Source organism: Chryseobacterium sp. Bi04, from assembly GCF_918698085.1.
Lineage (GTDB): Bacteria > Bacteroidota > Bacteroidia > Flavobacteriales > Weeksellaceae > Chryseobacterium.
On sequence record NZ_CAKKLP010000001.1, the window covers coordinates 866,667 to 879,774 of the forward strand.

13 protein-coding genes are annotated in these 13,108 nt (G+C 35.7%); 8 read left to right on the top strand and 5 right to left on the bottom strand.

Translation table 11 applies throughout. From position 1 onward, the window contains the following. Positions 1-22: 22 nt before the first annotated feature. Complete coding sequence (locus LQV47_RS03770) at positions 23-403, top strand: RidA family protein (protein WP_047491629.1); 381 nt, start codon at positions 23-25, stop codon at positions 401-403. Continuing rightward, positions 403-858: a hypothetical protein gene (locus tag LQV47_RS03775; RefSeq protein WP_230034026.1), complete on the top strand. Its 456-nt coding sequence runs from the start codon at positions 403-405 to the stop codon at positions 856-858. Before LQV47_RS03770 ends, LQV47_RS03775 begins: the two co-directional genes overlap by 1 nt. Before the next feature lie 69 nt (positions 859-927). Here LQV47_RS03775 and LQV47_RS03780 read toward each other — a convergent pair whose 3' ends face one another. Further along, entirely contained in the window at positions 928-2,460 is a 1,533-nt protein-coding gene (locus LQV47_RS03780; protein ID WP_230034028.1) for a trypsin-like peptidase domain-containing protein, read from the bottom strand. Between the two features lie 393 nt (positions 2,461-2,853). On the opposite strand from LQV47_RS03780, the gene LQV47_RS03785 reads away from it, so the two are divergent. Both LQV47_RS03785 and LQV47_RS03790 read left to right on the top strand, forming a co-directional pair. Then, positions 2,854-4,224, top strand: coding sequence for a rhodanese-related sulfurtransferase (locus tag LQV47_RS03785; RefSeq protein WP_230034029.1), 1,371 nt, complete (start codon positions 2,854-2,856; stop codon positions 4,222-4,224). Between the two features lie 5 nt (positions 4,225-4,229). Next, positions 4,230-4,805, top strand: coding sequence for a 5-formyltetrahydrofolate cyclo-ligase (locus tag LQV47_RS03790; protein WP_230034030.1), 576 nt, complete (start codon positions 4,230-4,232; stop codon positions 4,803-4,805). On the opposite strand, the gene LQV47_RS03795 is transcribed toward LQV47_RS03790, so the two are convergent. After that, positions 4,754-5,335 carry a hypothetical protein gene (locus LQV47_RS03795; RefSeq protein ID WP_230034031.1) on the bottom strand — a complete coding sequence of 194 codons (582 nt, stop codon included), beginning with the start codon at positions 5,333-5,335 and terminating at the stop codon, positions 4,754-4,756. The genes LQV47_RS03790 and LQV47_RS03795 overlap by 52 nt on opposite strands. After that, positions 5,319-6,500: a hypothetical protein gene (locus tag LQV47_RS03800; RefSeq protein WP_230034032.1), complete on the bottom strand. Its 1,182-nt coding sequence runs from the start codon at positions 6,498-6,500 to the stop codon at positions 5,319-5,321. The genes LQV47_RS03795 and LQV47_RS03800 overlap by 17 nt, the downstream gene beginning before the upstream one ends. 183 nt (positions 6,501-6,683) lie before the next feature. Between LQV47_RS03800 and LQV47_RS03805 the strand changes: the two genes are divergently transcribed. Next, positions 6,684-7,010 carry a hypothetical protein gene (locus LQV47_RS03805; protein ID WP_230034033.1) on the top strand — a complete coding sequence of 109 codons (327 nt, stop codon included), beginning with the start codon at positions 6,684-6,686 and terminating at the stop codon, positions 7,008-7,010. A gap of 143 nt (positions 7,011-7,153) precedes the next feature. Here the strand turns inward: LQV47_RS03805 and LQV47_RS03810 are convergent, their stop codons facing one another. Together LQV47_RS03810 and rmuC are read right to left on the bottom strand one after the other, a co-directional pair. After that, on the bottom strand, positions 7,154-7,921 hold the full coding sequence (locus LQV47_RS03810; RefSeq protein WP_230034034.1) for an RNA methyltransferase: 768 nt from the start codon (positions 7,919-7,921) through the stop codon (positions 7,154-7,156). 91 nt (positions 7,922-8,012) lie between these two features. Beyond that, positions 8,013-9,515, bottom strand: coding sequence for a DNA recombination protein RmuC (gene rmuC / locus LQV47_RS03815; protein ID WP_230034036.1), 1,503 nt, complete (start codon positions 9,513-9,515; stop codon positions 8,013-8,015). Positions 9,516-9,640: 125 nt separating this feature from the next. Here rmuC and LQV47_RS03820 point away from each other — a divergent pair, with 125 nt between their 5' ends. The 3 genes from LQV47_RS03820 to LQV47_RS03830 all read left to right on the top strand — a co-directional run bounded on the left by LQV47_RS03820 (position 9,641) and on the right by LQV47_RS03830 (position 13,100). Further along, complete coding sequence (locus LQV47_RS03820) at positions 9,641-10,315, top strand: response regulator transcription factor (protein WP_230034238.1); 675 nt, start codon at positions 9,641-9,643, stop codon at positions 10,313-10,315. Between the two features lie 2 nt (positions 10,316-10,317). Beyond that, positions 10,318-11,679: a HAMP domain-containing sensor histidine kinase gene (locus tag LQV47_RS03825; RefSeq protein ID WP_230034038.1), complete on the top strand. Its 1,362-nt coding sequence runs from the start codon at positions 10,318-10,320 to the stop codon at positions 11,677-11,679. A gap of 137 nt (positions 11,680-11,816) precedes the next feature. Further along, entirely contained in the window at positions 11,817-13,100 is a 1,284-nt protein-coding gene (locus LQV47_RS03830) for a TolC family protein (protein WP_230034040.1), read from the top strand. Positions 13,101-13,108 lie beyond the last annotated feature (8 nt).

Sequence of the window (13,108 nt, forward strand, 5' to 3'; positions counted from 1 at the left end):
TAAAAAAAATAAATATCCACTTATGAAACAAATAATAAACACAGTTAATGCACCTGCAGCAATCGGACCTTATTCACAAGCCAATATGGCAAACGGAGTATTATATATCTCCGGACAGATTCCTGTAGATCCTGCAACTGGTAAATTGGTAGAGGGAATTGAAAAAGAAACTCATCAGGTAATGAAGAACCTGGAAGCTATTCTTACTGAAGCAGGAATGACTTTCAAAAATGTTGTAAAGGCTACAATCTTCCTTAAGAATATGGATGATTTTGCTGTAATGAATGATATTTATGCTTCTTATTTAGATGCAGAAAGCTTCCCGGCACGTGAAACGGTACAGGTTTCTTGTCTGCCTAAAAATGTGGATATTGAAATTTCTATGATTGCACATCAGGATTAATGAATTTTATAAGAAATACAATTGCGGTGTTGGTAGGTCTGGGGATAACCGGGCTTATTATTACTCTTGGTATAAGAGCTTTTCCGCAATGGGTTACTTTTGAAGCTTTTGCTCCGTTTGAGCATTGGCAAAGATTCCTTTTCAGCATGAAAGATGATAAGGCTTTCTTTGGATTCCTGTTGTTTGTTTCCGGATTGGGAACTACCATAGGCGGTGTTGCAACAGCAATCATTGTTAAATATGCCAAAGTAGCTTATGCTATCCTTATAGGCTTTATTATGCTGTTTATAGCGATGTTGGATATTATTATATTCCCTTATCATCCTACCTTTTATAAGATTTCTATCTTTCTTACTTTTTTTCCGTTTTCCTGGATTGGCGGTAAGATTGTAGAAGTAATTTATGAACGGAACAAGAAAAAAAAGATTGCTGAGAAAATGAATAAACCCAAATAAAATAAAAAAAACGCTGCAGATTTCTGCAGCGTTTTTTGTTAATATGGAAAGACTATTGTCTTTTTTCCATTATGGCATTTTGAATCCTCTTTGGTAATTTCTTCCGTAGTCGTCCATATATTTTATCTGTATAGTTCCTGAGAACTTATTCAGTAAACTTTCCACATCTTTCTGTGAATTTACAGGCTTACCATTGATTTCTGTAACGATATAACCGTCTACAATTCCTGCTTTAGCCATCTCGCTTCCTTCTAAAACATTTTTAGCAATCACTCCACTATTTAAGCCATAATATGCTTTCGTTCTTTCATCAATGCTTTGGAATTCAGCACCTATTTTTTCAGTTACACTAAGATCTGCCTTGGTTCTCGTTGATGTTCCTCCTTTTTGATCTCTAAGGGTTACCATACTGGTGTTTTCTTTACCATTTCTTATGTAGGTTACCTGAACTTTATCACCAGGACGTTTGCTTCCAATAGACATAGAAAGATCAGCAAAATCTGTAATGGCATAATTATCTATTTTAGTAATAATGTCACCCTTTTTCAGCCCTGCATTCTCTGCGCCGCTGTTATCTCCAAATCCTGTAACATACACTCCGGCACCTGCCTTCAGATCCGTTTTGTTTTGCTTATTATACAATAAAACCTGCTGGTCATTGGAAAGGTCTAAAGACTGAACCCCTAAGAATCCTCTCTGAACAATTCCGAATTTTTTGATGTCCTCAACAATTTTTCTGGCAAGATTAGCCGGTACAGCAAATCCGTATCCCTGATAATATCCTGTTGTAGACTGAATTGCTGAGTTAATACCAATCAGTTCTCCATTGGTATTGACCAACGCTCCTCCGGAGTTCCCAGGGTTAATGGCAGCATCGGTCTGAATAAAACTTTCAATAGGATTGGCTGCTTTACCCTGGCTTCCTAAAATACCGATTCCTCTTCCTTTAGCAGAAACAATACCTGCTGTTACGGTAGAGTTTAATCCCAGTGGATTTCCTACAGCAAGCACCCATTGTCCTACATCTATATTATCTGAATTGGCAAAGTTTAAGTAAGGAAGTCCTTTCTCTTCGATCTTTAATAAAGAAATATCTGTATTGGGATCGGTTCCTATTAAAGTGGCTATATATGATTTCTTGTTGCTTAATACCACTTCAAGTTTGTTAGCACCTGCCACTACGTGATTGTTTGAAATAATATAACCGTCCGGAGAAATGATCACACCGGATCCCATTCCTGAAGGCATATTGTCCGGAACCTGCTGCTTCTGTCTTTGCTGGCCTCTTCCTCCGCCTCCGAATGGATCTCCAAAGAAAAAGTCAAACAGATCCTGCTCTGAAGCTCTGCTGGAAGTTCTGCTTTGATAATTTTTAATAGTGACTACAGCTGGAACAGTTGTTTTAGCTGCTTTTACGAAGTCATCTCCCACTGCGCCAGTGTTCATCCCTGCAAATGTAGTGTTAGGGGCTGATGTAGTGAAATAAGATTGATCTCCGTTGTTGGAGTTATGTCCAAAATATTGTATTGCTCCAACGGTAGTAGCACCGGAGACAACTCCTACTACTGCAAATGGTAATAGTTTTTTTAAAGTACTCTTCATTGTATATCTTTCTTGTTTATTAATTAATTTCCTTTTTTTGTTTTTGAGTAAACAAATTTAATGTTAAATAAGTAAGCAATTAGTATGCTATGTTTCAATTTTAACTAAAATTTAACGGGTATTATGTCATTTTATATATTATGTCATAATCTTCGGCGTTCTATTAACAAAACTTAAAAAATTATTAAAGAAAAAATGTGACATTTTGTAACCTGTCCGGAAAAAATAATGCCTGTTTAAGATACAATATTTTTATTTAAAAAAGATCTTCAGTATCCATTTGTCTGAAATTTCTTATTCAGCATTTAGAGGTCTGGTTCTCACTGGTCATACACTTTATTGAAAAATGATTATCTTTGCAAAAATATTTTTCTCACTTAAAACGTTTATAGCATGCAACTGTATAACACCTTAAGCGCAGAAGAAAGAGCTCAACTTATTGATGAAGCTTGTAAGGATCGTCTTACACTGTCTTTCTATGCGTATGCCAACATTGAAGATCCCAAAAAATTTCGCGACGAACTGTTTATAGCCTGGAATGCCCTTGATGCCCTTGGCCGTATTTATGTTGCCCATGAAGGAATTAATGCTCAGATGAGCGTTCCCGCGGATCAATTTGAGGCTTTTCGGGACACGCTGGAAGTCTATGATTTCATGAGGGGAATTCGATTAAATGTAGCAGTAGATCAGGATAACCATTCTTTTTTAAAATTAACCATAAAAGTCAGACATAAAATTGTAGCTGATGGTTTGAATGATGCTACTTTTGATGTTACCAATAAAGGAATTCACCTGAAAGCACAGGAATTCAATGATCTGCTTGAAGATCCCGACACTATTGTAGTGGATTTCAGAAATCATTACGAAAGTGAAGTTGGGCACTTTGAAGGGGCAATTACTCCGGACGTAGAAAATTTCAGAGAAAGTTTGCCCATTATCAACGAACAGTTACAGGATTTTAAAGAAGATAAAAAACTGTTGATGTACTGTACCGGTGGAATCCGTTGCGAAAAAGCCAGTGCTTACTTCAAGCATCAGGGTTTTAAAAATGTTTTCCAATTAGAAGGAGGAATCATTGAATATACCCGCCAGATTAAAGAAGAAGGGATAAAAAGTAAATTCATTGGTAAAAACTTTGTATTTGACCACCGTTTAGGAGAACGTATTACAGACGATATTATTTCGCAGTGTCACCAGTGTGGTAAGCCTTGTGATAACCATACGAACTGCTCTAATGATGCCTGTCATTTATTGTTTATTCAATGTGACGACTGTAAAGCTGCTATGGAAAATTGTTGCTCTACAGAATGCTTGGAAACCATACATCTACCTTTGGAAGAGCAAGTGAAGTTACGAAAAGGGTTACAGGTAGGAAATAAGGTTTTCAGAAAAGGAAAATCTGATGCCCTGAAGTTTAAAAAATCAGGTGATCTGCCCCATAAACCTTTAGCAAAAGCGGAAACAAAAAATATCCGTCAGAAAATTACGGTAAAAAAAGTACAGGTTGGAAAAGCAGAGCATTATTATTCAAAATCAAAAATCGGACAGTTTTTAATAGAGAATAAAGAACTTTCCGTAGGCGATAGAATATTAATTTCGGGACCTACCACGGGAGAGCAGGAACTTACCATTACAGAAATTTATGCCAATGGAGGTCCTTGTGAAACGGCTAAAAAAGGAGATCAGATCACTTTTGAAATTCCATTTAGAGTTCGTTTGTCTGACAAATTATATAAAATAGTACAACCTTCTGAAAATGCATAATCATTATGCTGAAAGCAGATCTTAGAAAAAAATATATGCAAAAAAGAAAAGCCTTGTCCCGTGATGAGGCTTTCTTGTTATCCGAAAAAATACTGGCTCAGTTTTTAAACTTCTTTACGCCTTATGAAGGCCAGAAAGTACATGTTTTCATTCCCATTGAGAAGTTTAATGAGATAGATACCCAAATCTTCATCCAGTATTTTTTAGAGCAGAATATACATGTTTATGTGCCTAAAGTAGTAGGTGATCAATTGATCAGTGTCGAAATTTTTAAAGATACTGCTTTTGAAACCAGTGCCTGGGGGATTGCTGAGCCGGCTTCCAATGAAGATTCCGGAGAAATCTGTTTTGATTATGTTATTACTCCCTTACTGTATTGTGATAAAAAGGGGAATAGAGTAGGCTATGGCAAAGGATTCTATGATGCTTTTTTTGAAAGTGCATGCAAAGAATTAAAAAAAATCGGAGTCAATTACTTTGACCCCGATGAATATATTGATGACGTATGGGAAAATGATATTCCCTTAGACTATTTGGTAACTCCTACAGAGGTGCTGTCTTTCTTAAGCGGTTTAGAATAAAAATCCAGGAAATAAAATTTAAACTCTTTTTTTAGCTTAGGTGTTGATAGCAGGATATACTGTGCATTCTTTTCAAAATTCCCTAAAGATTTATTCTTACTGTCGAAGTATTCTACATTGAATTTGGCATAATCCAGGGTATCCTTTTTATAAAATTCTTTATAAACACTGAGGTTATTCACTTTAATTGATCTTACCTTCATGCTGTCCAGTTCCCTGAATAACCTCTTAAAAGTTAAAGAATCCGGCTTGTGGAAATAACTTTGCATCTGGGAATAGATCACCGTGTCTATTTCCGTATTTCTGTTTCCTGACAAATAGAGAGTAGACAGATCCATTAGCTCCTGAACTTTTTGTTTTGTGATTGAATTGATAGCCTGCATGCTGTCCATCTGTACGGCAGGATAACTTTTGGCATTGTTGCTGTTTCGAAGCTTATCGAGATCGCTTACTTCTGTTTTTTTATTGTTACAGGCTGTAACTGCTAAAAAAAGCACTGCAAAAATTAAAAAATTATTTATTTTTTTCATCTGTGGATGCGATTTTAAATTTAATAGATATAATCTTACCGTTGTTGTCCTTTTTCATTTCTATAACATTCAGGTTTTTCAATGAAGTAGTGGGAGTGGTCACCAGGGTAATGTATTTTTGTTTGTCCAGTCTTTCTATACCATAAGTATCGTTGTCGTATACCTGATATATCACCGCATTACTGCTGATCAGGTTTTCTAACTGATTTCTTTTTTGCTTAATGAGTGCTACCTGCTCTTCGGGGTTTCCGCCTTTAATATCTTTAATGGAAAAATAATAAGCAGCCATTTTATAATCATCGGGCTTTAGCTCTATTTTTTCTTCTTCAGGTGCATTTTCAAGATTTCTGTTAACATCCAGAGGTTCATAGAATGGAGCACTGATCCGCATTTTCAGGTTCTTATCCTTTGTTGAATATAAAAAACAGTCGCCAGGTTTTATTTTATACATAATTGGAGACTCATTTTCTTTAATCACCATAATGTCTAATGTATTGATGACATTCACACTGCGGTCCTTGTCAATAAAACAATATTTATAAGTTTTTGAAAAAAGTACATCCTTGAAGCCTAGCACCCCCGTTATTGTTATCAATACTGAAGTGATAAGTGCCCATGCATTTTTTTTGAAGAAATTTTTCTTGGGAACATCTGGTGATTGAACCTGTTCCTGAGAAATAGTTGTTATTTTATTAACTGATTGATTGTCAGTATTTGTTTTTTGTAAATCAGTAGTTTCAGGTGTCTTAATTTCTGTTTTTTGGACAGGAATTTCAGTTTTTGGGAGTTCCGGAGCTATTTGAACAGTTTTTTCCAATTCTTTAAGTTCTTCGTCCTCCAGATTTTCAATTTCCTGCAGTAATTCTCCAGCAAAAAGATGTTGCTTTTTGAATTCATACCAAGAGTCGTAACCCGCATAAATGCTCAGCAAATTGAGCATGTCAATTCTGGGTAATTTTGTAACCGGTGAAGTTTTAAAGTAAGTGTAAAATGACTTTTCACTGATGTTGCCTTTGGCTTTTTTCCGCAGGTCTTCCTGGAAATATATAATGTCTATACCCTTCCATTTTGAAATATCATCATGCGAAGGGGTATATTCTTTTAAGTATTGACCCTGAACATCCTTTTTTAACTGTTCAAAGTGTAATAAATCTAAATCTGCCAATTTTTAAAATAATAATTAAATTGTTGATTATCAGTTATGTTTTTTTGTAAAACTATTTTACAAAGTTATTACAATTATTTTTCATAAACAAGTTTTCTATCTGCTATACCTTTGTCTTGTTCAAATAACAGAACAGAAGAAAATTTTATAAAACAATATTAACAAAATTAAATTTAATTTATTATGAAAAAGTCATTATTCGTAGCTGCTATCGCTGCAATCTCTCTAGTTGCTTGTAAAAAAACTGAAGCTACTGCTACTGAAGGTACTACTGATTCAGCTGCTGTAACTGCTGATTCTGCTGCTGTTGTAGTTGATTCTGCTGCTAAAGTTGTTGATTCTGCTGCTACTACTGCTGTAGATGCTACTAAAGATGCTGCTGCTGCTACTACTGCTGCTGGTGCTGAAGTTGCTAAAGATGCTGCTAAAGGAGCTGCTGACGCTGCTAAAGGAGCTGCTGATGCTGCTAAAGGAGCTGCTGATGCTGCTAAAGATGCTGCTAAGAAATAATTCTAGCATAAGCTTAACAATAAAAGAACCGTTTCACCCAGTGAAACGGTTTTTTATGTCTTGTTTTAATCTGTCATTGTAAACCCAAAGGTAAAGCAACTTCAGAATATAAAATATACGGAATTACTTATAGCGTAAATCTTTTATCCTTTTTTCTGTTTCAATGATTCATAACAGGTGATGGCTACCGCATTGCTCAGGTTTAAAGAATCAATACTTCCAGCCATTGGAATCAGGGTGTTCTGTCCTTTTCCCATCCAGAAATCACTCAATCCTGAATGTTCAGTACCAAACAATACCGCGGATCGCTGTTTGAAATCTTTTTTATAAAGATCTTCCGCACTTTCATCCATCAGAGTAGTATAGATGTTGAATTTGTTTTGCTGAAGAAATTTCAGTGTTTCTTCATTTTCAGCCTGATAGACTTCCATACCAAAAAGGCAGCCTACACTGGATCTGATGACATTGGGGTTATAGAAATCTGTTTTTCCGTCTGCTACAATAAGGGCATCAATTCCAAATGCCTCACAGCTTCTTAAAATTGCTCCCAGGTTTCCAGGTTTTTCTACACCTTCAACAATAATAACCGTAGCGTTTTCTTTCGGAACAAATGATGATAAAAGTGTTTCTTTAGCCTGATAAATACCGATAATCCCTTCAGAGCTTCCTCTGTATGCTATTTTTTCATATACTTTCTCACTAACGTAATGGATTTTTCCATCAGGTGTTTTTCCTTTAAAGATATTTTCACAAATAAAATATTCTAAAGGCTCGAAATGATAGTGTACAGCTCTTTTATTTTCCTGCTGTCCCTCTACAACAAATACGTTGGATTTTTTACGGAATCTATTGTCAGTAAGGAGCTTAGTGACGTTTTTTACTTTATCGTTCTGAAAACTTTCTATCAACATAGTGCAAAATTATGCAAAATTTATGATTGAGCTTCTGTGCTTTATGTAAAAAGGTTTTTTTCGGATGATATAGCTGTGTTTTTCATAGCAATTAATTTTCAGGGTCTAAAATATTGCTGTTATCAATAAGACTTGGTGGAAGATCTTTTTTGTTTTTGATGCCCAGAGATTTAAGCTTTTGAGTCTGAATGATAAGATTGTCGTTACCCGTGTGAAGCTGTTTGTAGGCATCATTATACACATTTTTGGCCTGGTCAAGATTCCTTCCTACTTTCTCGAGATTCTCCACAAAACCTACAAACTTGTCATAAAGTTTAGCACCCCGTTCAGCAATTTCCAAGGAATTTCTGTTTTGATATTCACGTTTCCAAAGATCAGCAATAAGCTTCAGAGAGGTGATCAGATTACTTGGATTCAGTAACAGAATTCTCCTTTCGTAAGCGTAATTCCAAAGGTGCTGGTCTGCCTGCATCGCTGCAATATAGGCGGGTTCGCTCGGGATAAACATCATTACAAAGTCTAACGATTTTCCATAATCATCATAGGCTTTCTGACTAAGCTGTGTAATATGGTTTTTGATGGATCCCAGATGCTGGCTTAGTTTTATGGCGTATACATCCTGATCGGTTTCGTCTACCAGATCTGTAAAAGCTGTGAGTGAAACTTTAGAATCAATAATTACATTTCTTTCATCAGGATATTTTATAACGGCATCAGGACGCATTTTCTTACCTGAAAATTCGGAAAACAGAGCATTGTTATCTTCATCGCGAAGTTCATGTTCAAGAAAATATTCCCTTCCTTTTACAAGTCCTGATTTTTCAAGGATACTTTCCAAAATCATTTCACCCCAATTTCCCTGGGTTTTACTTTCCCCTTTCAGAGCCCTGGTCAATTTTTTAGCATCCTCAGAAATCTGCTGATTAAGCTCGGCAAGTTCTTTTACTTTTTCGGCCAGTGAGAAACGTTCTTTATTTTCCTTTTCATAGGCTTCATTGACCTTATTTTTAAGCTCAGCAATTTTTTCCTGGAAAGGATCAAGGATATTTTTTAAGTTATTTTGATTCAGTGTGGTGAATTTTTCTGTCTTTTCCTCTAAAATTTTATTAGCGAGGTTTTCAAACTGTAATTTTGACTCTTCCTGAATTTTTGTAATTTCTTCTTTCTGGGTATCCAATGATTTTTGAAGCCCCTCATTCTTTGCGGAAAGCTCAGCATTTTTAGCAAAAATATCCTGCTTTTCCAAAACCAGTGTCTCGATATAAGAAGTCTGTTTAATGCTAAGCTGCTTCAATTCCTGATATTGCATACTCAGCGACGAATACTCGGCAGAGACTTTTGCGAATTCATTTTTCAGATCATTCAGGAGATCCTGGTGCAGAAGGTTTTGTTCTTTTTCTTTTTCCACCTCTTTGCCCAGTTCCTGAATTTTCAGTCCACTGTTGGAAAGGTCGGAATTATTTTTAATATATAAATTATTCAATTCATCATAAGAGCTCCTTGAAACCATTGACGATTTCAAAGCAAAATATAAAACTACGGCTCCTAATAAACCACCTATAATAAACCCAATAATTAAATAGATCATCTCCATTTTTCAAAATTATGAAAAAAGGCTGGAAGTTACTACCGGATAATGAATTCCCGGAAGCGCTGCTCTTTCAATCTTCAGCCTTTTTCCTAAAGAATACTTATATTTATAGGAAATTTCAGGGCTATATGAATATTTTGTTGGTAGAAGATGATCAGAGAATCAGTAACTTTCTTATAAAAGGGCTTACCGAAGCAGGCTACAGTATGACACTTGCTGATTCCGGTGAAAAAGCCCGGGAGCTTTTTACCACGTATAATTTTGATATTATTTTAATGGATATTATGCTTCCCGGTTTAGACGGAACGCAGCTTACCCAGTTGATAAGGTTTAAAGGAAATTATACCCCGATTATTATTCTAAGTGCATTAAACAGTCCTGATGATAAAATAAAAATGCTGGATCTCGGGGCCGATGATTATTTATCCAAACCTTTCCATTTTGAAGAGCTTATTTCAAGGATTAAAGCATTGACCAGGCGAAATAAACTGAGTTACCAAAAAGAAAATCAACTCCTGTCCTGTGGTAATATTGTGATAGATACAGATCTTCATAAAGTGTCCCAGGGCGATAAGGAAATTGAGTTTTCTCCTACTGAATATAAACTTTTTACTTTCATGATGGAAAATAAGAATAAAGTAGTCAGCAGAACCCAGATTTTACATAATGTGTGGGGTATTGATTTTGACAATACAACAAATGTGGTGGATGTTTATATTTCCTATGTCCGTAATAAGATTGATGAAACCGATCAAAAAATTATTCATACGGTAAAAGGAACAGGTTATTTAATTAAAGACTGAAGATGACACTCAGAAACAGGTTTACTCTTATTTCAAGCCTTTCATTCGGCATTGTTTCTATTGTCACATTTGTGGTGATATTCTTTGCTTATTACGACAGTACCAAGATCTTTTATTTTGAAAAGCTTAGAAATACGGCTCTTATTTCTGCGATCTATTATCTTGAAAAAGATGAACTTCCGAAAGACAGACATGCCCAGATTAAGCAAGAGTACAATCACCTTATCCAGAATAACCGGGTGGCTGTTTACAATCAAAATAATGAAGTTACATTCGGTCAAAACCTGGATGATACTAATATTAAGCTGCAACATATCCAGACGGCAAGAAATAACAAAGGGGTGCAGTTTATGTCGGATAACAGTTTTTATTACGGGATTTTTTATCCTGATAACCAGGGAGATTTTGTTGTTTTTGTAAAATCACCTAACGATTCATTCCAGTCGCAGATGATCAGGCTTTCGGTTATTATGCTTGCTGTTCTTGTGCTTGGTTTGCTGGCTATTTATTTCCTCAGCCGCTATCTTTCAAAAGTGGTGTACAAGCCGATTTCCAATGTGGTAGAGCGCATTAATAATGTGGATTACAATAATATTTCCACAGCAATTACCTCTACCAATACCAATGATGAAATTGAAGACCTTATTAAATCTTATAATAAATTATTCGGAAGGATTTCTGAGAGTATGCTGCTTCAGCAGAATTTCATCAATTATGTTTCTCATGAATTTAAAACACCTTTAGCAGCGATCTCCGGAAATCTGGAGGTATTTGCACAAAAAGACAGAACTCCGGAAGAATACAAAGCAGTGGTCCGGGAATCTTTAAATAATGTATATGAAATTGAAAATATTCTCAACAATCTTTTACTGATGTCTGGAATGACGAAGCTTGAAACGTCCCATAAACAGGTGAGGGTAGACGAACTGATCTGGAAGATTTATGAGAAGCTTGAGCCGAAAGCAAAAGAAAAACACTCATCTATTAAAATAAAGCTTCAGGTGATAAAACCTGCCTTATTGGAGATTCCGGGAAATGAAACTTTGCTTTATCTGGCCTTATATAATATTGTAGAAAATGCTGTTAAATATTCTCATGATACTCCTGTCAGTATTACATTATCAGAAAAAGATAGCTGCCTGAATATTGAAGTCAGTGATCAGGGAAAAGGAATTCCGGCAGAGGATCTTGCAAAAATTACGGAAACATTTTACAGAGGTAAAAATGTAGATACTGTGAAAGGAAGCGGAATTGGTTTATCACTTTCCAAAAGTATTTTTGATCATCATCATATTGTGATGAAAATTGATTCTGTCATTAATATCGGAACAAGCGTTCTTCTTAAATTTCCGTCCCATTCATAATTGTGCTATTCGTGAAAATATTCGTGTTTTTCGTGTTTTAAAAAAGTTCTAATCAAACTCTAATGTTAGGCTAATTGAATTTTAATTTGATTCGAAATTGGGTCTAATACTAGAGGGATAGCTTTGTGGTCTTAAATATGAGACCTTTGAAAAAGATTATTTTTACCCTATTTTATATTCACTGTTTTAGTTTCTTTTCTGCACAGATTTCCGATACCGTGAAGATCGGCAGAAAAGAAGCTGAAACAGTTTTTCTTGCTAAAAATCTTGATCTTATCGCCCAGAAACTGGAGATTTCCCAGGCAGAAGCCCGTGCTCTTCAGGCAAAATACTGGCCTAATCCTACATTAAGCATCAGTGAGGTCAATCTATGGAGAACTTATGACATTGAAGAGCAGCCTGCACTTATCGGAAATTGGGGAAAGAATACCCAGATTTCTGCTGAAATAGAGCAGGTGATTCAGACAGCCGGTAAGAGGAGGAAAAATATAGAATTACAAAAGATTGAAGTAGAAGGAGAAAAGTATGAGCTGCAGGAAGTATTCCGTGAGCTTAAAAAGACACTGAGAAATACGATCACTGAAATTCTCTATAACCAGGAACAGCAGAAAATCTATCAGGGGCAGATCTCTTCTATTGAGAAACTGACAAAATCTTACAACAACCAATTGAACCTTGGAAATATCAGTAAAGCAGAATATGTCCGCTTAAAAGCACAGGAAATTGAATTCAAGAAAAAGCTGATTTCATTGAAGCAGGAAATTGGAGACCAGCAGGTGGAACTGAAAGCTTTACTGATGATTCCCTCTCAGTCTTATCTTATTATTTCAGATTCTTTTATAATGCCGGAAAAGCAGCTTTCCGAAGTGGAAATGGTACAATGGATAGAAAAGGCAAAAGAAAACCGTCCGGACATTTTGATTTCCAGAAATAAAGAGAAACAGGCTGATAAAAATCTGGAAATACAGAATGCCATGAAGACTCCGGATATTGCCGTTTCGATAGGCTATGACCGCGGTGGAAATATTATGAAGGATTTTATAGGATTGGGATTATCCTTTGATCTTCCCATTTTCGACCGAAATAAAGGGAATATTCAGGAGGCCCGGCTGGAAGTTCAGAAAATGAAAATTGAAACCCGAAAGAATATGCTGAAGTCTGAAAATGAAATTGTTTCTGTTTTCAGAAATTATATCCGGACACAGCAGATTTCAGAAGAAATAGATGATACGTATGAGTCTACTTTGGATGGCCTGTTGGTGAGCCACGAGAAAAATTTCAGGTTGAGAAATATCAGTATGCTGGAATACATGGACTTTCTGGATACCTATATTGGTAATAAAATGATCATCCTGGATACTAAAAAAGAGCTTAATCAATACTACGAAAACCTGCAATATGTTGTAGGACAGGATTTATAATACTTAGA